20 protein-coding genes and 1 tRNA gene are annotated in these 20,837 nt (G+C 61.3%); 5 read left to right on the top strand and 16 right to left on the bottom strand.

Translation table 11 applies throughout. The features are described from left to right. Positions 1–2 precede the first annotated feature (2 nt). The gene (locus ACLIJ1_RS21040) at positions 3–557 is read left to right on the top strand and encodes an NUDIX hydrolase (RefSeq protein WP_411367505.1); all 555 of its coding nucleotides are present in this window, start codon (positions 3–5) and stop codon (positions 555–557) included. 80 nt (positions 558–637) lie between these two features. On the opposite strand, the gene ACLIJ1_RS21035 is transcribed toward ACLIJ1_RS21040, so the two are convergent. From ACLIJ1_RS21035 to thrS, 9 genes are all read right to left on the bottom strand, one after another. Then, positions 638–714 (bottom strand) — tRNA-Pro (locus ACLIJ1_RS21035). 35 nt (positions 715–749) lie between these two features. Further along, positions 750–1,211 carry a MerR family transcriptional regulator gene (locus ACLIJ1_RS21030; protein WP_411367504.1) on the bottom strand — a complete coding sequence of 154 codons (462 nt, stop codon included), beginning with the start codon at positions 1,209–1,211 and terminating at the stop codon, positions 750–752. Positions 1,212–1,415: 204 nt separating this feature from the next. Beyond that, positions 1,416–1,745, bottom strand: coding sequence for an integration host factor subunit alpha (locus ACLIJ1_RS21025; RefSeq protein ID WP_411367503.1), 330 nt, complete (start codon positions 1,743–1,745; stop codon positions 1,416–1,418). A gap of 36 nt (positions 1,746–1,781) precedes the next feature. Continuing rightward, positions 1,782–4,208, bottom strand: a complete 2,427-nt coding sequence (pheT, locus tag ACLIJ1_RS21020) for a phenylalanine--tRNA ligase subunit beta (protein WP_411367502.1) — start codon at positions 4,206–4,208, stop codon at positions 1,782–1,784. 18 nt (positions 4,209–4,226) lie between these two features. Beyond that, on the bottom strand, positions 4,227–5,279 hold the full coding sequence (gene pheS, locus ACLIJ1_RS21015) for a phenylalanine--tRNA ligase subunit alpha (protein WP_411367501.1): 1,053 nt from the start codon (positions 5,277–5,279) through the stop codon (positions 4,227–4,229). 128 nt (positions 5,280–5,407) lie between these two features. Further along, the gene (gene rplT, locus ACLIJ1_RS21010) at positions 5,408–5,767 is read right to left on the bottom strand and encodes a 50S ribosomal protein L20 (protein WP_066151478.1); all 360 of its coding nucleotides are present in this window, start codon (positions 5,765–5,767) and stop codon (positions 5,408–5,410) included. Positions 5,768–5,791: 24 nt separating this feature from the next. Further along, positions 5,792–5,995 carry a 50S ribosomal protein L35 gene (rpmI, locus tag ACLIJ1_RS21005; protein WP_159596967.1) on the bottom strand — a complete coding sequence of 68 codons (204 nt, stop codon included), beginning with the start codon at positions 5,993–5,995 and terminating at the stop codon, positions 5,792–5,794. Positions 5,996–6,176: 181 nt separating this feature from the next. Then, on the bottom strand, positions 6,177–6,779 hold the full coding sequence (gene infC / locus ACLIJ1_RS21000) for a translation initiation factor IF-3 (RefSeq protein ID WP_411367554.1): 603 nt from the start codon (positions 6,777–6,779) through the stop codon (positions 6,177–6,179). Positions 6,780–6,882: 103 nt separating this feature from the next. Beyond that, entirely contained in the window at positions 6,883–8,790 is a 1,908-nt protein-coding gene (gene thrS, locus ACLIJ1_RS20995; protein ID WP_411367500.1) for a threonine--tRNA ligase, read from the bottom strand. Between the two features lie 342 nt (positions 8,791–9,132). Between thrS and ACLIJ1_RS20990 the strand changes: the two genes are divergently transcribed. Together ACLIJ1_RS20990 and ACLIJ1_RS20985 are read left to right on the top strand one after the other, a co-directional pair. Beyond that, entirely contained in the window at positions 9,133–11,574 is a 2,442-nt protein-coding gene (locus tag ACLIJ1_RS20990; protein ID WP_411367499.1) for a glycosyltransferase, read from the top strand. A 98-nt stretch (positions 11,575–11,672) separates the two neighbouring features. After that, positions 11,673–12,287 (top strand): hypothetical protein, encoded by a 615-nt coding sequence (locus ACLIJ1_RS20985; RefSeq protein WP_411367498.1) that lies wholly within the window; start codon positions 11,673–11,675, stop codon positions 12,285–12,287. A gap of 88 nt (positions 12,288–12,375) precedes the next feature. On the opposite strand, the gene ACLIJ1_RS20980 is transcribed toward ACLIJ1_RS20985, so the two are convergent. Together ACLIJ1_RS20980 and aceA are read right to left on the bottom strand one after the other, a co-directional pair. Beyond that, complete coding sequence (locus tag ACLIJ1_RS20980) at positions 12,376–12,750, bottom strand: DUF4189 domain-containing protein (RefSeq protein ID WP_411367553.1); 375 nt, start codon at positions 12,748–12,750, stop codon at positions 12,376–12,378. Positions 12,751–13,015: 265 nt separating this feature from the next. Next, entirely contained in the window at positions 13,016–14,347 is a 1,332-nt protein-coding gene (aceA, locus tag ACLIJ1_RS20975) for an isocitrate lyase (RefSeq protein ID WP_411367497.1), read from the bottom strand. 351 nt (positions 14,348–14,698) lie between these two features. Between aceA and ACLIJ1_RS20970 the strand changes: the two genes are divergently transcribed. Continuing rightward, a complete protein-coding gene (locus tag ACLIJ1_RS20970; protein ID WP_411367496.1) occupies positions 14,699–15,640 on the top strand; it encodes a DMT family transporter in 942 nt (313 codons plus the stop codon). Here the strand turns inward: ACLIJ1_RS20970 and ACLIJ1_RS20965 are convergent, their stop codons facing one another. Together ACLIJ1_RS20965 and hemN are read right to left on the bottom strand one after the other, a co-directional pair. Further along, positions 15,641–16,318, bottom strand: a complete 678-nt coding sequence (locus tag ACLIJ1_RS20965) for a sulfite exporter TauE/SafE family protein (protein WP_411367495.1) — start codon at positions 16,316–16,318, stop codon at positions 15,641–15,643. A 50-nt stretch (positions 16,319–16,368) separates the two neighbouring features. Continuing rightward, positions 16,369–17,748 (bottom strand): oxygen-independent coproporphyrinogen III oxidase, encoded by a 1,380-nt coding sequence (gene hemN, locus ACLIJ1_RS20960; protein ID WP_411367494.1) that lies wholly within the window; start codon positions 17,746–17,748, stop codon positions 16,369–16,371. Positions 17,749–17,923: 175 nt separating this feature from the next. On the opposite strand from hemN, the gene fnr reads away from it, so the two are divergent. After that, positions 17,924–18,643, top strand: a complete 720-nt coding sequence (fnr, locus tag ACLIJ1_RS20955; RefSeq protein ID WP_411367493.1) for a fumarate/nitrate reduction transcriptional regulator Fnr — start codon at positions 17,924–17,926, stop codon at positions 18,641–18,643. Positions 18,644–18,703: 60 nt separating this feature from the next. Here fnr and ACLIJ1_RS20950 read toward each other — a convergent pair whose 3' ends face one another. The 3 genes from ACLIJ1_RS20950 to ccoG form a co-directional block, all read right to left on the bottom strand. After that, the gene (locus ACLIJ1_RS20950) at positions 18,704–18,997 is read right to left on the bottom strand and encodes a hypothetical protein (RefSeq protein WP_411367492.1); all 294 of its coding nucleotides are present in this window, start codon (positions 18,995–18,997) and stop codon (positions 18,704–18,706) included. 47 nt (positions 18,998–19,044) lie between these two features. Next, a complete protein-coding gene (locus tag ACLIJ1_RS20945) occupies positions 19,045–19,284 on the bottom strand; it encodes a hypothetical protein (RefSeq protein ID WP_411367491.1) in 240 nt (79 codons plus the stop codon). Between the two features lie 92 nt (positions 19,285–19,376). After that, positions 19,377–20,750, bottom strand: a complete 1,374-nt coding sequence (gene ccoG / locus ACLIJ1_RS20940) for a cytochrome c oxidase accessory protein CcoG (RefSeq protein ID WP_411367552.1) — start codon at positions 20,748–20,750, stop codon at positions 19,377–19,379. Positions 20,751–20,837 lie beyond the last annotated feature (87 nt).

Here is a 20,837-nt window from a genome sequence, read left to right as displayed (position 1 = left end):
CCATGCACCGCAGCCCGATCCAGCACTGCCGCCAATGTGGCGCTCCCGTGGTCTACCGCATCCCCGACGATGGCGATACCAAGCCACGCGCTATCTGCACGGCCTGCGCCACGGTGCACTACGAGAATCCGCTGAACGTGGTGGGCACGGTCCCCGCCTGGGGCGAGGACGGCGCCCAGGTGCTGCTCTGCCTGCGCAACATCGAGCCACGGCGCGGCAAATGGACCTTGCCGGCCGGCTTCATGGAACTGAACGAAACCACGGCGGAAGGCGCGCACCGGGAAACGATCGAAGAAGCTGGCGCCAAGGTCGAAATGGGGCCGCTGTTCACGCTCATGAACGTCTCGCGCGTTGGCCAGGTCCACATGTACTACCGGGCCCGCCTCTTGAGTGACCAGTTCGACCCTGGCTTCGAAACCATCGAAGCCCGCCTGTTCACCGAAGACCAGATCCCCTGGGACGAGATCGCATTCCGGACGGTGCGGGAAACTTTGGAGTGCTACTTCGCCGACCGGCGGCGTGGCGCATTCGGCTTCCACACGATCGACATTGCGTGAAAGCTGCGGCGTTCCGTTGAAAAACGGGATGGTCCAAAGCAAAAAGCCCGTCATCTTTCGATGACAGGCTTTGCAATAAATGGTCGGCGTGGCGGGATTCGAACTCGCGACCCCTTGCACCCCATGCAAGTGCGCTACCAGGCTGCGCTACACGCCGACAAGCCTCATATTATATCCTGCAAACAGGGGCTTTCACGCCGGAAAGCTCAGAAGCTCACGTATTTCAAGCAATTCACGGCGCATGCCTATCCAGGCTGTGGCGGGCATGACGGATGGCGCTTGTTCAGGCCCTCTGTCGGTCGCATCATCGGCTCCGACGTCGCTGTCTCCAACGACGTCGAAATCTCCGACTTCGCCGAATTCTTCGCCGTCCACACGGCGCTTGTCGCGTTCGGCCTGCACAAGCTCCTGAAGCTTGTTGCGCGCACCGCTGATGGTAAAGCCTTGGTCGTACAGCAGCTCGCGGATGCGACGGATCATCAGCACCTCATGGTGCTGGTAGTAGCGTCGGTTACCCCGCCGCTTCATCGGGCGGAGCTGGGTGAATTCCTGCTCCCAATACCGCAGCACATGCGGTTTGACACCGCAGAGCTCGCCGACTTCACCGATGGTGAAGTAGCGTTTGGCGGGAATCGGGGGGAGCGATTTTTCCATGAAAATCAAAGCGGTAGAAACCGAACCTTGAAATTTACTCTAACAAGCTTCGGAGCGGGTCACGACCTTCAAAAAAACGTACAAGCTGTTGCAAATGCATCGTTTGGACTAGTTTCAGTGATTGGCCTTGCCGCGAAACCATGAAAAAACCCGGCACCTTTCGGCGCCGGGTTCAGGGTGCTGAACGCACGCTGTCGAGGCTACTCAGCCAGACACCGTTGCCGCCGCCTGCACCTGCTCCTTGAGCTTGGGACTGGCGTGGAAAGTGACCACCCGGCGTGCCTCAATCGCCACTGGCTCTCCGGTGCGCGGGTTTCGCCCGGGACGGGGAGCCTTGGTCCGGATCTGGAAGTTGCCGAAACCTGAAATCTTCACGTCTGTGCCTTCGACCAGGCAGTCAGTGATCAGGTCGAAGAAGGCATCGATCATGTCTTTGGATTCGCGCTTGTTCAGACCAATCTGGTCGAACAGCAATTCGGCCAGCTGTGCCTTGGTCAGCGCCGGTGTTTCCAGACTTTCAACCGCCAGTTCCATCGGGAGGTGCTCCAAAACTTGTCCAATTGAAAGGGCTCAGCGCAAGCGCGCACCCAGGCGTTGATCCAGCGACGCAACCACCGCATTGACCGTCGACTCGATTTCTTCGTCGGTCAGTGTAGCGTCGTCGCGGCTGAGCGTCAGTCGCACTGCCAGACTCTTTTCATCTGCAGCCAGTCCACCGGTCAGGCTGCCGTCGGCCAGCTTCTTCGGGCGGTACACGTCGAACAGCACGGCCTCACGCAGCAACGCACTGCCCGTCGCCCGGATGGCGTCCATCACGGCCGAGTGCGTCACAGACTCCTTGACCACGGTGGCGATGTCGCGCTCGACCGGCTGATGGCGACTGACGGCCTGGAAGACCGGCACTTCGCGTTGCAGAACGGCCTCCAGCGCCAGCTCGAACATCACCGGTGCCTGGGCCAGATCGTAGCCCTGGCGCCACTTGGGGTGGAGCTCGCCGACATGGCCGATGCAGCGATCACCCAGCCAGACGCTGGCGCAGCGACCCGGGTGCATGGCCGGATGTTCCGCCGGCTTGAACGTCGCCAACAAGGGCGCCAGCAGCGCCTGCACATCACCCTTGATGTCGAAAAAGTCGACGTTGCGTTCGGTGCTGCCCCACTGCAGGCTGTCCACTCCGCCATAGGCCAGTCCCGCCACACGCATGGGCTGGTCGAAACCAGCCACGCTGGTGTCGCTGTCCATCACTGACGCGTCCTTGCGGAACACGCGGCCCAGCTCGAAAAGGCGCACACGCTCAGCCTTGCGGTCCAGGTTGAACTTGAGAACCGCGATCAGGCTGCCCAGCAGGGAAGAGCGCATCACGCTCATCTGGCTGGCGATCGGGTTCAGCAGCTTGATCGGGTCAGCATTGCCCGCCAGTTCATGCTCCCAGCGCTCTTCCACGAAGCTGAAGTTGATGGTCTCCTGGTAGCCCAGCTGGGCAAGCTGCCGGCGCACTGCAAACGGACCTCGCTTGTTTTCTGCACGCAGCTTGGCGGTGATGGGCGCCAGGGGCGGGTTGGTCGGCAACTGCTCATAGCCGATCACGCGCGCCACTTCTTCGATCAGGTCTTCCTCGATCTGCAGGTCGAAGCGGAACGCTGGCGGTGCCACAGTGACCGTGCCCTCGCCTTCGGTCACCTCCAGGCCGAGGCGGCGCAGAGCTCCAGCGCATTGCTCTTGCGTGACCGGCATACCGATCACCTTGTTGGCGCGAGCCACGCGAAGCGTGACCGGCTTGCCTTCAGGCAGCGCCAGGGTCTGGTCGTCCAGCGGGCCAGCCTTGCCACCGCAGATGTCCAGCACCAGTTGCGTGATGCGCTCGACGTGTTCGACAGTCGTGGACGGATCCACGCCGCGCTCGAAGCGGTGCCCTGCGTCGGTGCTGAAGTTGTAGCGGCGCGAACGGCCGGCAATCGCCTTCGGCCACCAGAACGCAGCCTCGATGAAGATGTTCTGCGTGTCGTCGGACACAGCGGTGGCGTCACCGCCCATGATGCCGGCCAGCGATTCGACCTGCTGGTCATCGGCGATCACCCCGACCTCGGCATCCACCGTGATGGTGTTGCCGTTGAGCAGCTTGAGCTGCTCGCCCTCGCCGCCCCAGCGCACCTGCAGGCCGCCATGGATCTTGTCGAGATCGAAGATGTGGGAGGGGCGGCCCAACTCGAACATCACGTAGTTGGAGATGTCCACCAGCGGCGAAATGCTGCGCTGGCCACAACGCGCCAAGCGCTCGACCATCCAGGCCGGTGTCGCGGCCTTGGTGTTCACGCCGCGCACCACACGACCGCTGAAACGGCCGCACAGGTCGCTCGCTTGCACGCTCACCGGCAGGCGGTCCTGCACCTGCACGGCGGCCTTGGGGAATTCGGGTTGCTGCAGCGGCGTGTCGGTCAAGGCGGAGACCTCACGTGCGATGCCATAGACGCTCAGGCAGTGCGCCAGATTGGGCGTGAGCTTGAGCGTGAACAGCATGTCGTCCAGCCCCAGCTGCTCGCGGATGTTCCGACCGATCACGGATTCATCGCCCAACTCCAGAAGGCCGTTGCTCTCTTCGGATATCTGCAGTTCCTTGGCCGAGCACAGCATGCCCTGGCTCTCGACGCCGCGCAGCTTGCCCAGCTTGATGGCAAACGGCTTGCCGTCTTCGCCAGGCGGCAGCAGAGCGCCCACGGTGGCGCACGGGATCTTGATGCCGGCGCGCGCATTCGGTGCACCGCAGACGATGTTCAGTGGAGTGCCCTGCCCCACGTCCACCTGGCACACGCGCAGGCGATCGGCGTTGGGGTGTTGCTCGGCACTCAGGATCTGGCCCACCACCACGCCAGTGAAGGCGGGGGCAAACGGGCGCAGTTCTTCGACCTCCAGACCAGCCATGGTCAAGGTGTCGGCCAGCTCTTGGCTGGTCAGGGACGGGTTGCAGAAGGCACGCAGCCAGGATTCGGGGAATTGCATCGTGTCGTACCGGAGGAATCAGCGGAACTGCGAGAGGAAACGGATGTCGCCGTCAAAGAACAGGCGCAGATCGTTCACGCCATAGCGCAGCATGGTCAGGCGGTCCGGGCCCATGCCAAAGGCAAAGCCGATGTAGCGCTCGGGGTCCAGCCCCATGTTGCGCACCACGTTCGGGTGCACCTGGCCTGAACCGGCCACTTCCAGCCAGCGTCCGGCCAGCGGACCGCTCTGGAACTGAATGTCGATCTCGGCGCTGGGCTCGGTGAACGGGAAGAAACTGGGGCGGAATCGCAGCACCAGATCGTCGCTTTCGAAGAAGGTGCGGCAGAAGTCTGTGAACACGACCTTGAGGTCCTTGAAGCTCACGTTTTCTCCGATCCACAGGCCTTCACACTGATGGAACATGGGCGAGTGGGTGGCGTCGCTGTCCACACGGTAGGTGCGGCCCGGCGCGATGACGCGGATCTCGGGCATGGGCTGACCGGCATCCAGCGCAGCACGGTGGCGCTTGACGTGCTGCACCGCGTGACGGATCTGCATTGGGCTGGTGTGGGTGCGCAGCAGATTCGGCGCCTTGGCGCTGCCGCCTTCCACATAGAAGGTGTCATGCATGGAACGCGCCGGGTGGTCCTCAGGCGTGTTCAGTGCGGTGAAGTTGAACCAGTCGGACTCGATCTCGGGGCCTTCGGCCACCTCAAAGCCCTGCGAGCCGAAGATGGCTTCGATGCGCTCCAGCGTCAGGCTCACCGGGTGCAAGCCACCCTGCCCGCGCTGGCGGCCCGGCAGGCTCACATCCAGCGCCTCAGCCTTGAGTTGGGCCTCCAACTCGGCATCGGCCAACGCCTGACGACGTTCGGTCAGCGCAGCCTCGATGGCCTGCTTTGCCACGTTGATCGCCGCCCCGCGGGTCTTCTTTTCTTCGACCGGCAAGGCCGCCATGCCTTTCATCAGCTCGGTGATGCGGCCCGATTTGCCCAGGTACTGCGCCTTGGCATTCTCAAGATCGGCGGGGGTGGCGGCCTGCGCGAAACCTGCGCGAGCGCTCTCGACCAGTGCGTCCAACTCGTTCATGGTGTCTTGTGCGTAAAAACAAAAAAGGGGCTGAAGCCAGCGAGGGAACACCCTCAAGCCTCAACCCCTTTGAGCGACGTGGAAGCCGGGTCAGCCCCCCTTGCGGACCGACCAGGATCCGTCGTGAATCAAGCGGCCAGCTTGGCTTTGACTTGCTCCACGATGCTGTTGAAAGCAGCAACGTCATTGACGGCCAGATCGGCCAGGACCTTGCGGTCGATTTCGATCTGGGCCTTCTTCAGGCCGTTGGCGAACTGGCTGTACGTCAGGCCGCAAGCACGTGCACCGGCGTTGATACGCGCGATCCACAGCTGACGGAAAACACGCTTCTTGGTGCGGCGGTCACGGTAGGCGTATTGACCGGCCTTCATCACCGCCTGTTTGGCGATGCGGAAGACATTACCGCGGCGACCGCGGAAACCTTTGGCAAGGGCGAGAACTTTTTTGTGACGGGCGCGTGCCGTTACACCACGTTTGACGCGAGGCATGTGTGACTCCTTGTTCGTCGTTGATCAAATGCCCGTGCCGGGCAGCATCTGTGCCATGTGACCCATGTTGGTCTCATGAACAGTCACCGCACCACGCAGATGGCGCTTGTTCTTGGTGGTCTTCTTGGTCAGGATGTGACGTTTGAAGGCTTGACCGCGTTTGACGGTGCCACCGGGACGAACGCGAAAACGCTTCTTCGCGCTGCTCTTGGTCTTCATTTTGGGCATCTTCATGCTCCTTTTCATTTGTGCTCGTGAGGCGCCGCGAACCTTCCGCGGACTTGCTGGCCCCGAGCCACTTTTAGGAGCGGCCTTTCGACCGCTCATTCGGCTCTACAGCTTTCGCTGCAGGCCTCGGGAGGCAGGCGACTACCCTGCCCCTCCAATCCTCTATCTCAGTGCGACGGCATCAGGCCGCCGGCTGCTCCGCAGCTGCCGATGCCTCACCCTTGGGCGTGGCACCAACTTTCTTGCGTCCGGGTGCGATCATCATGATCATCTGGCGCCCTTCCAGCTTCGGGAACTGCTCGACCAGGATGGTGTCACCAAGGTCGTCCCGAATCCGGTTCAGCAATGCAAGGCCCAGCTCCTGGTGGGTAATCTCGCGACCGCGAAACCGCAGTGTGATCTTGCACTTGTCACCGTCGTCCAGAAAACGACGGATGTTGCGCATCTTGATGTTGTAGTCGCCGTCGTCGGTGCCGGGACGGAACTTGATTTCCTTGATCTCGATGACCGTCTGCTTGGCCTTGGCTTCCGCAGCCTTCTTCTGCTCCTGGTACTTGAACTTACCGTAGTCCATCAGGCGGCACACCGGCGGGTTGGCCGTGGCCGCGATCTCCACCAGATCCACATCCAGCTCGCCGGCCATGCGCAACGCTTCCTGGAGGCTGACGATGCCCAAGGGCTCGTTCTCTGGGCCATTGAGGCGAACCTCAGGGGCCATGATTTCCCGGTTCAGGCGGTGTGCACGCTCTTCACGCTGGCGGCGGTCGCGAAAGTTGGTAGCTATGGTGAATTCCTTGTCGTGGGCAGATCTGGCTGAAAAAACAAAACCCCTCGGGGTCCACGCGCGGGGCGCAGCAGCCGAGGGGCCCTTCCGGAGCGGATGAAAATCACACTTTGGAGGAAACGTCTGTCGCAATCAGTTTGGAGAAGTCCTCCAGCGACATGACACCGAGGTCTTTGTTACCTCGTGCCCGCACAGCCACGGCACCAGCGGCTTTTTCCTTGTCGCCCACGACCAGGATGTAAGGCAGCTTTTGCAACGCGTGCTCCCGTATTTTATACGTGATTTTCTCGTTGCGCAGGTCTGATTCGACTCTAAGCCCTTGTTTTTGCAGCGTTTTCACCACTTCCTGGACATAATCCGCCTGGGAATCGGTGATGTTGAGCACCGAAACCTGCATGGGAGCCAGCCAAACGGGGAGCGCACCAGCGTGCTGCTCGATCAGGATCCCGATGAATCGCTCCAGGCTGCCCACGATGGCGCGGTGCAACATGATGGGTCGATGGCGGTTCCCATCTTCCCCGACGAACTCGGCATCCAGGCGCTCCGGCAAATTGGGGTCGACCTGGATCGTGCCGCACTGCCACGGCCGGCCCAGCGCGTCCTTGAGCGTGTATTCGATCTTGGGGCCGTAGAAGGCCCCCTCGCCCGGCAAGTATTCGAATGCGCAACCCGAAGCCTTCAGGCCATTGGCCAATGCAGCTTCAGCGCGGTCCCAACTCTCTTCGGTTCCGATGCGTTTTTCCGGGCGGGTCGAGAGCTTGTAGATGATGTCGGTGAAGCCGAAGTCCTTGTAGACCTTCTGCAGCAGGGTCGTGAAAGCCACCACCTCTGACTGGATCTGTTCTTCGGTGCAGAAAATGTGGCCATCGTCCTGCGTGAAGGCGCGAACCCGCATGATTCCGTGCAATCCGCCCGAGGGTTCATTGCGGTGGCACTGGCCGAACTCGCCAAAGCGCAGCGGCAGGTCGCGGTAGCTCTTGATGCCCTGCTTGAAGATGATGATGTGGCCGGGACAGTTCATCGGCTTGAGCGCGTAGTCGCGCTTTTCCGACTCAGTCACGAACATGTTCTCCCGGTACTTGTCCCAGTGGCCAGTCTTCTCCCACAGACTTTGATCAAGGATCTGCGGACCCTTGACCTCCTGGTAGCCGTTGTCGCGGTACACCTTGCGCATGTACTGCTCCACTTCCTGCCACACCGTCCAGCCTTTGGGATGCCAGAACACGGTGCCTGGAGAGTGCTCGTCGATGTGGAACAGGTCCAGCTCACGACCCAGCTTGCGGTGATCGCGCTTTTCGGCCTCTTCCAACATCGTCAAGTACTGCTGCAACTCGTCCTTACTCGCCCACGCTGTACCGTAGATGCGCTGCAGCATCTCGTTGCGGTGGTCGCCGCGCCAGTAGGCACCTGCCACCTTCATCAGCTTGAAGTGCTTGAGTTTGCCGGTGCTGGGCACGTGCGGACCGCGACACAGGTCCTCGAAGGCACCCTCGCGGTACAGCGACACATCTTCATTGCTCGGAATGCTGGCAATGATCTCGGCCTTGTAGTTCTCTCCCAGCCCCTTGAAATACGCCACAGCCTCATCTCTGGGCAATACGCGGCGCACCACCGCCTCGTCCTTGTTGGCGAGCTCGGACATTTTCTTTTCGATGGCCGCCAAGTCTTCGGGCGTGAACGGGCGCTTGTACGAGAAGTCGTAGAAGAACCCGTGTTCGATCACCGGACCGATGGTGACTTGCGCATCGGGAAAAAGCTCCTTGACTGCGTATGCCAGCAAGTGGGCCGTGGAATGGCGAATCATCTCCAGACCGTCTGCGTCCTTGGCGGTGACGATGGCCAGCGAAGCGTCGTCAAGAATCTGGAAACTGGTGTCCACCAACTTGCCATCGACCTTGCCACCCAGGGCAGCTTTGGCCAGGCCAGTGCCGATGGAGGCAGCCACTTCGGCCACAGTCACGGGACCTGGGAACTGTCTCTGTGAACCATCTGGGAGCGTGATGTTGGGCATGGGCGAGATCCGGAAACAAAAAAGCGCGGCAGGGGCCGCGCTTTGGTGGGAACAGGGTGGAAACGAACTGGCAGGCGCGAACTGCTGGGGTCAAAGGACCCCAAGGAGTGGATTCGATGTAGTTCGCGGTGTCATAACCTGCTGCTTTGGCTCGAAAAATGAGATTGGCTGATGTCGAATTTTCGCACAGTTCGAAACCGGTCTCGACAGCCACAACAAAGTCGCCCCGGCAGCCCTTCTCAAAAAAACATGAGCGTGCCGGGAATCGGTATCGGGGAAGTCCTGCTACATTGATTTACCCACTGTGATCGCCCTTCCCCAGCTGGTCCATTGGTCCAAATCATGACTCCGCCGTTTCGAGCATTGCGCGTTCTCATCACCAACATCCGCCTGGACGGACGCAGCGGTACCGAAATCGTCACCCGCAATCTGGCGGTTGGGCTCAAAGCAGCAGGACATCTTCCGATGGTGTATAGCCCGCACCTGGGACCCATTGCGGAAGAATTGAGGTCTCAGGGCATTCCCGTGCTGTCACGGATCGAACAGATCAGGACCGATCCGGACATCATTCACGGACACCATGTCATCCAGACGGGCGTCGCAGCCGCCAGGTTCCCCCATGTACCCGGCATCTTCGTCTGCCACGACTTCACTGCCTGGCACGACGAGCCACCGCTGCTGGACAACATCCTTCACTACGTGGCCGTCGGCGATGCAACCCGCGACCGCCTGACAGTTGAGAGCGGCATCGATGCATCGCGTTTGAGCCTGGTGGAAAACGCCACCGACATGCAGCTGTACCTGCCAGGGCCACCAGCTCCGTCACGCCCGCGAAAGGCTCTGGTCATGCTGAAGGGGGCTGCACAGCTGGCTCCGATCGAAGCTGCGTGCCAGGAGCGCGGCATCCAGCTCGACGTGGCCGGAGCAGCAACCGGGCGCCCTCACGAGCACCCCGAGCAACTGTTCCCGGAATACGACCTGGTGTTTGCCAGCGGACTGACCGCCATCGAGGCGATGGCATGCCTGCGACCGGTCGTGTTGTGCGACCACCGGGGCCTGGCAGGTTTCGTCAATCCGACGCGCTATAGCGAATGGCGGGCCCAGAACTTTGGACTGAGGGCCTTGGCACAGCCTTTGTCCAAGGAGGCGCTCCTCGCAGAGATCGATCTTTTCTCGGCTGCGGAAGCCACCAATATCGGCCAGCGGGTGCGCCGGGACTGCTCGCTGGAGCCCTGGGTCGACCGATACCTGGCGTTGTATCGGATGTGCATCGATCGATTTCGCGAACAGCCTCCTGCACCCTCGCATGCAGCCATCGCCGCACACATGGAAAAATGGTGCTCCGCCACGCAGACATCCCGCAGACGGGAGGCGGCCCTCAAGGCGCCGATGCGCGCCATGGAGCTGACGGGACTGATGCCTCTCGCCACAGACCAGCCGGCCAGTGTCAACGACCGTTCCCGCATTGCACTGACCGGCTTTCATGGGCAGGAACCCTGGGGACAGTGGACAGCCAAGGACCAAGCGGTGCTCACGGCTGTTCGTCCACCGTCGGACCATCCTCAATGGCTTGAGATCGAGTACATGCCGTACCTGTCGCCTTCCATGAGGACCCGGCAAACCCTGTGCTCCATCAACGGCGCTCCTGCAGCGCGCTGGATCGACGAAGCAGCAACGGCCAAGGGCCTCCAGCGGCGTTGCGTGCCGATCGGCGAAGCGCTGCGGGAAAGTGGTGCCGTCTTCGTCTCGTTCGAGACGTCCCATGCTTCCTCGCCGCGCGCCGATGGCACTGGCTCAGACGCACGTTGCCTGGGCATCGGCATCGTTGCGCTGACCCTGCTGGATCGGGACACGACACTGACACCTCCCGAAGATCTGGACCGGACCGCGAAGACCGACGAGGGGCTTTGCACAGTGGTCATTTCCTACCGGAGTCCGAACTCCCTGGTCGACGCTGTCCGCTCACTGCTCGTCCAACAGGATGGCCACGACGTGGTGGTGGTCAACTCCGGAGGTGGTGGCGCCCAGGCCAAGCTGCGGGAAGCCGGCCTCGAAGTCCGGGTGATCGAGCGAGAGGCCAGGCTATTCCCCGGGGGAGCACGCAACCTCGGCCTTGCAGCGACGAGCCACCGCTACGTCGCTTTTCTGGCGTCGGACTGCCTGGCCCAACCAGGGTGGGTCAGTGAACGGCTCGCGGCGCACAGAACGGGACACAGCGCTGTCGCCAGCGCTTTGCTGTGCCACCGCCCCAGACATCCGATCGCACTCGCGGCCCATCTGACCTTGTTCTGCAAACGCATGCCGCTCGTTCCGGTCGGTCTGGCCCAATGCTATGGAGCGTCCTACGATCGGAGGCTCTTCGAGCAACACGGCCCGTTTCGCGAGGACATAGAGGGCGGCGAAGATACCGATTTCCACCTGCGGCTGGACCCCACCCAACGCCCGTTCTGGTGCCCGACCGTTCAGACGGTTCACCGCGGGCCGTCGACTCTGCGGGGATTTGTGTGCGACCAATTCAAACGGGGAAGGCGCGCTGCGGATGCATGGATGGCCATCGCCGGGCGCGGCCGCCGATCATTCGCGTGGGGAATCCTGGGTCGCATCGCATCGACCATGAACATTTCGGTTCGGGTGACGGAGCGCAGATTTTTCTTCAGCACTTTGGTGGCGCTTCCCTTGATCGCGTTGGGCGGTGCGTTCTATGCCGCAGGCGCCTTGTCTGGCAGACCGCGCACACGAACCGGAACAGTGACTTCACCCACCGCGCAGAGCGCATCTCAATGATCTCCATACACCACAGGCCGCGCATGCCTGGCCAGACGGAAAGGATCCTGGCTGTCTTCTGTTTCCGGTACGACGCCCATCTGGTCCCGGACCTTCTGGTGAACATCTGGCCACTCGTCGACGGATGGGTCGCCTGGGATGACCGGAGCAGCACCGAGTTCTACAGCGACGAACCCGCACGGCGCCATCGGCTTCTGGAAGCTGCCAAGGTGGCCGGCGCTGACTGGGTGCTGGCAGTAGACCCGGACGAGCGCTTTGAGCCAGGGCTCGCAGAGGCCATGCCACGACTGACCGCAGCCCACGGATCGATGGCCTATTCGTTTGCCTTGCGCGAGATGTTCACCAGCCAGCACTACCGAGTGGATGGGGTATGGGGCCAGAAGCGCCAGACACGCCTGTTCAGATTGCCGACGCAATGGCATCCGCAACCGAGGCCACTGCACACTCCCTGGGACCAGATGATTCCCGACGTGCAGGTGGTGAACACCGACTTCAATCTCTACCACCTCAAAATGCTCACTGCCGAGCGACGCGCAGCGCGGGCGGCGCTTTACACCCACCTGGATCCGGACCGGAAATACCAGCCGATCGGGTACGACTACCTAGCCGACGACTCCAACACCGTGCTGGAGGTGATCACACCGGAGCGCAACTTCATGCCTCCGCACACGGACGATGGGGAACTGTGGATGCCACAGACGCCCGGCAAGTGACGATGGGCACGCCAACAAAAAAACGCGGCCAAGCCGCGTTTTTTGTATGCGTTCGCCTACAGCCCTTGGCCGTTGGATCACAGCAGACTCAGTTGCATTGCATGGTGTCCTGACCAACGATCGGTTGACCGTTAAGGATCAACCCGTTCCACTGGTACAAGTGGCACCCAACTCCGCCGCGCTTCGTGCACTGTTCGGAGGCACGGGAGTCCGCCTCTTCTTTGGAGCCTGCGCTACCAACACCCCAGGCACCGTTGCTCGATACCACCAAGGACCCGCAGGTTCCGTTGCCAGAAAACTCAAGAACAATGGCACAACCACCCACCGGACACTTTTTCAGGGCATCCGTGTTGGCATCCGGCTGGGACGTGTGACTGACAACAATGGAGCCGTATCCCGCGGAGGCGTTGTACGCAATCGCACCGCGCGCCGTGGGAGCGCCACCACCGCCACAAGCCGACACCAAGGAAGCCAAAGCGAGCACTGAGGCCCATTTCCATTTGCTCAACACGTGAATCTCTCCTGTTTCGTAACGTTTGGTACGACCTGCCACCAGGGGCAAATCTCCTACCGGACGAGTCTATCCCCGCGCAGCAGCGGTCAATGTATGTTATTGGCGACAAATCACTGGGAGCAGAACAGAAAAAACCCCGGCCACATGCGAGATGTGCCGGGGTCTGCAGGCCACAGTCACCGCCGCGCAGCGGCGGCGATGACCGTGCTGACGATCAGTGGAACTGCTCTTCTTCGGTAGAACCCGTCAGGGCCTTCACGGAGGAAGAGCCACCCTGGATCACGGTGGTCACATCGTCGAAGTAACCGGCGCCGACTTCCTGTTGGTGCGACACGAAGGTGTAGCCCTTTTCGCGCGCCGCAAATTCCTGCTCCTGCACCATCTCGGTGTAGTGCTTCATGCCTTCGCCACGGGCGTAGGAATGCGCGAACTGGAAGGTGTTGAACCAGTTGATGTGGATGCCAGCCAGCGTGATGAACTGGTACTTGTAGCCCAGCGCCGACAGATCTTCCTGGAAGGAAGCGATCTGCTTGTCGTCCAGGTTCTTCTTCCAGTTGAACGACGGCGAGCAGTTGTAGCTCAGGAGCTTGCCCGGGCAGGCGGCGTGCACGGCTTGCGCGAATTCACGGGCAAAGCCGATGTCGGGCACGCCGGTTTCGCACCACACCAGATCGGCGTAGGGGGCGTAGGCCACACCACGGCTGATGGCTTGCTCCAGACCGTTCTTGACGCGGTAGAAGCCTTCTTGGGTACGCTCACCGGTCAGGAACGGCTTGTCGTTGGCGTCGTGGTCGCTGGTGATCAGGTTGGCGGCTTCGGCGTCGGTGCGGGCCAGCACGATGGTGGGCACGCCCATCACGTCGGCGGCGAAGCGCGCGGCGATCAGCTTCTCGACGGCTTCCTGCGTCGGGACCAGCACCTTGCCGCCCATGTGACCACACTTCTTCACAGCGGCAAGCTGGTCTTCGAAGTGCACGCCGGCAGCGCCAGCGGCGATCATGTTCTTCATCAGTTCGAAGGCGTTCAGCACGCCGCCGAACCCTGCTTCTGCATCGGCCACGATGGGCAGGAAGTAGTCGACAAAGCCCTCGTCACCAGGGTTCACGCCACGGCCCCACTGGATTTCGTCGGCGCGCTTGAACGTGTTGTTGATGCGGCGGACCATGGTGGGCACCGAGTCGTACGCGTACAGCGACTGGTCGGGGTACATGGTTTCGCTGGTGTTGCCGTCGGCGGCCACCTGCCAGCCCGACAGGTACACAGCTTCCAGGCCAGCCTTGGCCTGCTGCATCGCCTGGCCGGCGGTGATGGCGCCGAAGGCGTTGACGTAGCCCTTCTTGGCGCCGCCGTTGACCTTGTCCCACAGCTTTTCAGCGCCACGTTGGGCCAGCGTGTACTCGGGCTGCATGCTGCCGCGCAGGCGCACCACGTCAGCAGCGGAGTAGCCCCGCTTGACCAGCTTCCAGCGGGGGTTGGTCGCCCAGTCTTTTTCCAGGGCTTCGATCTGCTGCTGGCGGCTCAGTTGTTCTTTCAGAGATTGGGGCATGGTGCTAACTCCTTGAGGTTGATGAGAGGTCTGAAGCACTGCGCATGCAAGTGCAGTGCCGATGGGATAAATGTAAGTCTTATAGAAGACTTTGAAAAGCTCTTATGTCTTATATAAGAGATAATTTTTCTCTTTACATATCAATGACTTACGCCAAAGACTCCACGATGCAGGAATCATTTTCTTGTATCAAGAAATTTTCTTGCGGCGCACCATTTTGAATTTTCGCAATATGGCATCAACATTCATCCATATGGAAAGACATCGGAACTCCAGTGCAGGAGGGATTCGACAAGGTGCATCGGTGCACGCCGCAGAGCACTGTTTTGCGATGCGGCATGATGCCGACCCATGACTCTCGCTCATCGGAATCTGAAGGTGGTGGCGAACGCCCTGCCCTATCTTTGCCTGGCAGCCAGCATGTCGCTGGTCGGCAGCTACGTCGCGCTGTCTAAACCATTGGTTGCGGCATTTCCTGTCTTTCTACTGGCCTGGATGCGTTTTGCCCTCGGGGGACTGGCCATGTCGCTCTGGCTGAAAAAACCAGAGGACGAACTGCCGCTTTCCGCGCACACCAAGCGCCTGCTTTTTCTGGAGTCCTTTCTCGGAAACTTCCTGTTCTCGGTGTTCATGCTGTTTGGCGTGGCGCTCACCACCGCAGTCTCTGCGGGCGTGATCATGTCCTCGATTCCCGCTGTCGTTGCTGTACTTTCCTGGATCTTCCTCAGGGAGCGGCTTACTCGCCAGACAGCAGCGGGCATTGCCTGCGCTGCGGTGGGTATCGGACTGTTCTCGATGCAGAAAGCCGGCCCTTCCAGCCTTGCAGACCCCGAAGCCCTGCTGGGGCTGTCCCGCCAGGTCTGGGGCAACATCCTGGTCTTCGCCGCCGTGGTGTGCGAAGCCTCCTACGTGGTGATCGGAAAGCGACTCACCGAAGGTCTGAGCCCCAAGCGCATCTCGGCCATCATCAACCTGTGGGGCTTTGTACTGGTGACTCCGATGGGCATCTGGGCCGCCAGGAACTTCGATTTCGCGAGCGTCGATCCCCCGATCTGGGCGCTGCTGGTCTTCTATGCCCTTGCCGCGAGCATGTGGACCGTCTGGCTCTGGATGACCGGTCTGAAATCGATTCCTGCTTCGCGCGCTGGTGTGTTCACCGTCATGCTGCCTGTCAGCGCCGCAGCCATCGGGGTCATCTTCTTGGGCGAGACACTGACTCCGGGTCAGACCGTGGCTTTTGCGGTGGCCTTGCTGGGACTGGTTCTGGCCACGCTGCCAAGTCGCTCGACCTGATCACGCGCACCATAACCCTGTCGGGTTGGTGATGCCCATCCAGAGTGCCCAGCCTGAGGTGGCGGCGAGTGCCAGACCCGCCAGCCGGATTCCCCAACCGCCCGAGCCGTCGCCCTTCAGGCGCAGCAGCAGCCAGGGTCCGATGGTGAGGGAAAGCGAAGTGCCCGCGGAAAACAGCGCCATGATCATCGCGCCCTGCACGGCGCTTGCAGACAGCGAGGCCACCATCAAGGCCGAATACAGCAGCCCGCAGGGCATCAGCGCCCAGGCCACGCCCAGGACCACGGGCGCGCGGCTACCCAGGCGGTTCAACATCGGCCGGGTGTGTCGCCAGACCCCCTGTGCCAGACCGTCCAGCCAGGCAGGCTGGCGCGCCTGCCAGATCAGCACGAACCCCAGCAGCAAAGCGGCCACATGGAACATCGCCCAGATCGGACGGATGACGGCGGTGTTGGTGCCCAGCCAGGCCAGCCCCTGCACCGAGCCGGCCGCGAACGCACCGAACGTCGCATAACCCACGAGACGGCTGGCCTGAAAGGTCAGCAATGCCACGTTGCTGTTTTGCCCACCAGCCGCTCCACGGCTGATGCCGGCACAGGCAGCACCGCACATCGCCACGCAATGCGGTCCACCGGCGATGCCCATGAATAGGGCTGTCAGAGCCATGGAAGTTTGCATGCAGGCACTCTAGCAGGGCATGCCTGCAGGACGGACGAAACCCGCGCCGGTCAGATGATCTTCGAGAACCGCGCGCGATCCTGATCGACCTGCAGATTCTTGTCGAACACCATGGCGATGGCCCGCACCAGATACCAGCCGGTCGCCGTCACCTCCACCCCTGCCTCATCGATGCGCACCAGCCCTTGTTTGGCATAGTCCTCGAGGACCTCGAGTTCTCTGGCGAAGTACGTCTTGCAATCGATCAGATGACCGAGATTGATGGATTCGAACTGCAACTGCCCCTGGCACATCAGCGACATGATGACCGAGCGGCGCAGCAGGTCGTCGCGCGTCAAAGCCAGGCCGCGCACGATCGGCAGCCGTCCCTGGTCCAGCGCGTCGTAATACTCTTCGATCGTCTTTGCGTTCTGGCTGTAGGTTGCCCCGATGCGTCCGATCGCGGACACACCCAGAGCGATCAGATCGCAATCCGGTTGCGTGCTGTAGCCCTGGAAGTTGCGGTGCAGACGGCCCTGGCGCTTGGCCACCGCCAAGGCGTCGGTCGGCAAAGCAAAGTGGTCCATGCCCACATACACATAACCGGCCTCGCTCATCGCATCCAGCGAAGCCGAAAGCATCGACAGTTTGTCTCCCCCGCTGGGCAGCTCTGCCGCCACGATGCGGCGCTGCGGCTTGAAGCGCGCCGGCAGATGAGCATAGGCATACAACGCGATCCGGTCCGGCCGCAACTGGTTGACCTGTGCCAACGTGCGCGCGAATGACTCGGGTGTTTGCAGCGGCAACCCGTAGATCAGATCGACGTTGACCGACTCAAAGCCGATCTTGCGGGCGGTTTCGACCAACTCGAACACCTGCTCCACCGGTTGGACCCGGTGCACCGCCTTCTGCACCGCCGGGTCAAAGTCCTGCACACCGAAGCTCAGGCGGTTGAAGCCCAGCCGAGCCAGCGTCTGCAGACGCTGCCCTGTCACTGTGCGGGGATCCACCTCGATCGAATACTCGCCACCCGGCACCAGGGTGAAGTTGCGCCGGATCATGGCCAGCAGATCTTCAAGCTCCGCGTCAGACAGGAAGGTGGGCGTGCCTCCACCCAGGTGCAGCTGGGAAACGCTGTGTCCCCTGCCAAAGTGCTGCACCTGCAGTTCAACCTCGCGCGAGAGGTAGCGCAGGTATTCGGCGGCGCGCTCGTGGTGTTTGGTGATGACCTTGTTGCAGGCGCAGTAGTAGCACACCGATTCGCAGAAGGGAATGTGCACATACAGCGACAGCGGCAAAGCCAGGGAGCCCGCCCGGCGCTGCTCCAGTGCCTGGATATAGTCGGCTTCGGCGAAGGCTTCAACAAAACGGTCCGCCGTCGGATATGACGTGTACCGGGGGCCCGGGATGTCAAATCGCTTGAGAAGTTCGTCGGAAATGGCGTGGCTCACAAACAGTTCTCCAGTTCAGGCGACGAATGTGCCGCAAGGCCTTGGAGAGGCCCTTGATCAAGATCAAGCGGCCCTCTGCCCCGCGGGTTTTCCCTTGTGACCCTTTCACTGTCCCGCCGCGCCTTGATGCTGGCGCCAGCGATGGGTTAAGCTTCGCCACAATTCCGGAAGAATTATGGATATTCAAAGCATCAAAGTGGCTTGTTCGAGCTGCAACCTGCGGGAGTTGTGCTTGCCCATGGGGCTCAATCCCGAGGAGATGGACAAACTCGACAACGTCATTTCGACCCGCCGACGGATCAAGCGGGGATCGGCGTTGTTCAACACCGGGGACAAGTTCACTTCGCTCTATGCCGTCCGATCCGGATTCTTCAAGACCAGTGTCACCACGGCCGATGGGCGTGACCAGGTCACCGGCTTTCAAATGACGGGTGAAATCATCGGCATGGATGGGATCGTCAGTGACCGCCATTCCTGTGATGCCATCGCGCTGGAAGACGCCGAGGTCTGCGTCATGCCGTTTGACCAGGTGGAAGAGCTTTCGCGGGAGTTCACGACCTTGCAGCACCATGTGCACAAGATCATGAGCCGGGAAATCGTGCGTGACCACAGCGTGATGCTTCTGCTGGGCAGCATGCGGGCGGAAGAACGTCTTGCGGCGTTCCTCCTCAATCTGGTCCAACGTCTGCACGCCCGCGGTTTTTCGCAGTCCGAGCTCATCCTGCGCATGACACGCGAAGAAATCGGCAGCTATCTCGGCATGAAGCTCGAAACGGTGAGCCGTACCTTCTCCAAGTTCGTCGACGAGGGCATCATCGAGGTCAAGCAGCGCTACGTGCACATCAAGAACACCGACGCGCTCAAGCAGATCGTGAATCCACAGACCTGCCGCTGAGGAAGCTCCCGACATGAAAAAGCCCCGCATCAGCGGGGCTTTTTGTTTGCACAGGCTGAGTCAACAACACTGGCCATTCCTGGCGCAATCCTCCGGGCGTTGCCCCTCGGGCACCGGGCAGCGGTTGACTTCGAACGGAGACATGGCCAACAAGGTGGTCAGCGCGCTGGAGGCCATGGTGATGCCCCAGAAGACAAAAAAGGCCAAGGTATAGATCGCCTGTCGCGAGAGCCCCAGCGGGTTTCCGAACCAGTGCAGGTCACCGGGATCGACCATCGCAAACACGATCATTTCCAGCACCGCCGCCACCAGGAAGGCGGGCCACGCTATCCACATCCACCGTTGAGTCTTCATGAACTGTCTCCTTGTTCGCTTGACGCCTCAACCGGTGTGTGGGGCGCTTATTTCGTCGGGTCCGTGGTACCTACGACCGGTGAGGCCGCGTGATTGCGCGCCTGACCGGCAGGCTGCAGGGTGATCAACGCATCCACCCGCGCCTGCCCCTGCAGTTTCTGGGCAGCTGCGAGGTCGCGTTCGTAGTCCGCCTTGTTGAGCACCGGGTCCGGATGACTGGCGGCGATCACAAACGTCGCCACACTGGCCACCACCACTGCCAGGGGGCCACCAACCACCATCCACATGTGGGGGACCTTCCACCATGGAGTGCGGGTGGAATTGTTGGAGGCAGTTGGTTGGGCAGACATGGCGTATGACATGGATATGAGCTTTCAGTTTAGCGCGGAACGATGAAAACGGCCTTCTCGATCACCTGCGCCACGTCCGGCCCCTGGGAACGAATGGTGAAATGGATGGGGTGCGAGCCTGCAGGTGCGACGTTCGGAGGTGTCTGAACCCGGATCGCGACCGAGCGAACTTCCGTCGGAAGGACCTCCGCCTGGCTTTCGGACGCGATCATCACGCCCTCAAGACCGTCCACGCTGATCGAATAGTGCTGCGTCGACTCGGTCGCATTCATGATCTGGAGCCGGAACACGTTCTCGATGCGCCCCTGGTCCACCATCCTGGAGAGCGCCCCACGGTCCCGGATCACATCCACCTTGAGAGGAGTACGCAGGAACAGGCTGACGAACACTGCCAGCGTGATGGCCCCCAGAATGGCGGAATACACCAGCACCCGAGGCCTGAACGCATGACGGACCATCTGATCGCGCGTCCAGCCTTGGGCCATCCCGTTCTGGGTCGAGTACTTGACCAGCCCTCGCGGATAGCCCACCTTGTCCATCACTTCGTCACACACATCGATGCAGGCACCACATCCGATGCATTCGTACTGCAAACCTTTGCGGATGTCGATGCCGGTAGGACACACCTGAACACACAGCGTGCAATCGACGCAGGCTCCCAGTCCAAGGGCCTTTGGATCGGCCTTCTTCGACCGGGCTCCGCGAGGCTCACCACGCGCCTGATCGTAGGTCACGATCATGGTGTCCTTGTCGAACATCGCGCTCTGGAACCGCGCGTAAGGACACATGTACTTGCACACCTGCTCACGCAGGAATCCGGCGTTGCCGTAGGTGGCAAAGCTGTAGAAGAAGATCCAGAACGTCTGCCAGGGGCCCAATGACGCCGACAGCGACAGCGCAGCCACCTCTCGAATGGGAGCAAAGTAGCCGACGAAGGTGAACCCGGTCCACAGGGAGAACAGGACCCAGAGTGTGTGCTTGAGCCACTTCTTGCCGAACTTGTGCGCGTTGAGCGCCTCATCGTCAAGGCGAATACGTGCCGACCGGTCGCCCTCCACCTTCTTCTCGATCCAGAGGAATATCTCGGTGTAAACGGTCTGGGGACAGGCGTAGCCGCACCAGAGACGCCCGGCCACAGCCGTGAACAAAAAGAGGGCCAGTGCCGAGATGACGAGCAGCCCTGTCAGATAGATGAAGTCCTGCGGATAGAGGACCAGTCCGAAAATGTAAAAGCGGCGCGCATCGAGATCGAAGAGCACCGCTTGTCGGGCATTCCACTCCAGCCAGGGCAACCCGTAAAAAACAATCTGGGTCAACCAGACGAAGGCCCAACGCCACTTCGAAAACAATCCAAAGACCGCCTTCGGATGGATCTTCTGACGCGCAGCGTACAGGGAGACCATCACCTCATCGTCTTCAGGCACGCCCTGAGGCGTGTCCGGAACGATGGGAATCACGGGTGATTGAACGGAGTTTGAAGCAACGTCGGG

Source organism: Hydrogenophaga sp. RWCD_12, from assembly GCF_046604225.1.
Lineage (GTDB): Bacteria > Pseudomonadota > Gammaproteobacteria > Burkholderiales > Burkholderiaceae_C > Hydrogenophaga.
Note: the sequence above shows the minus strand (reverse complement) of the source record. Positions and strands in the feature narration are given on the sequence as shown.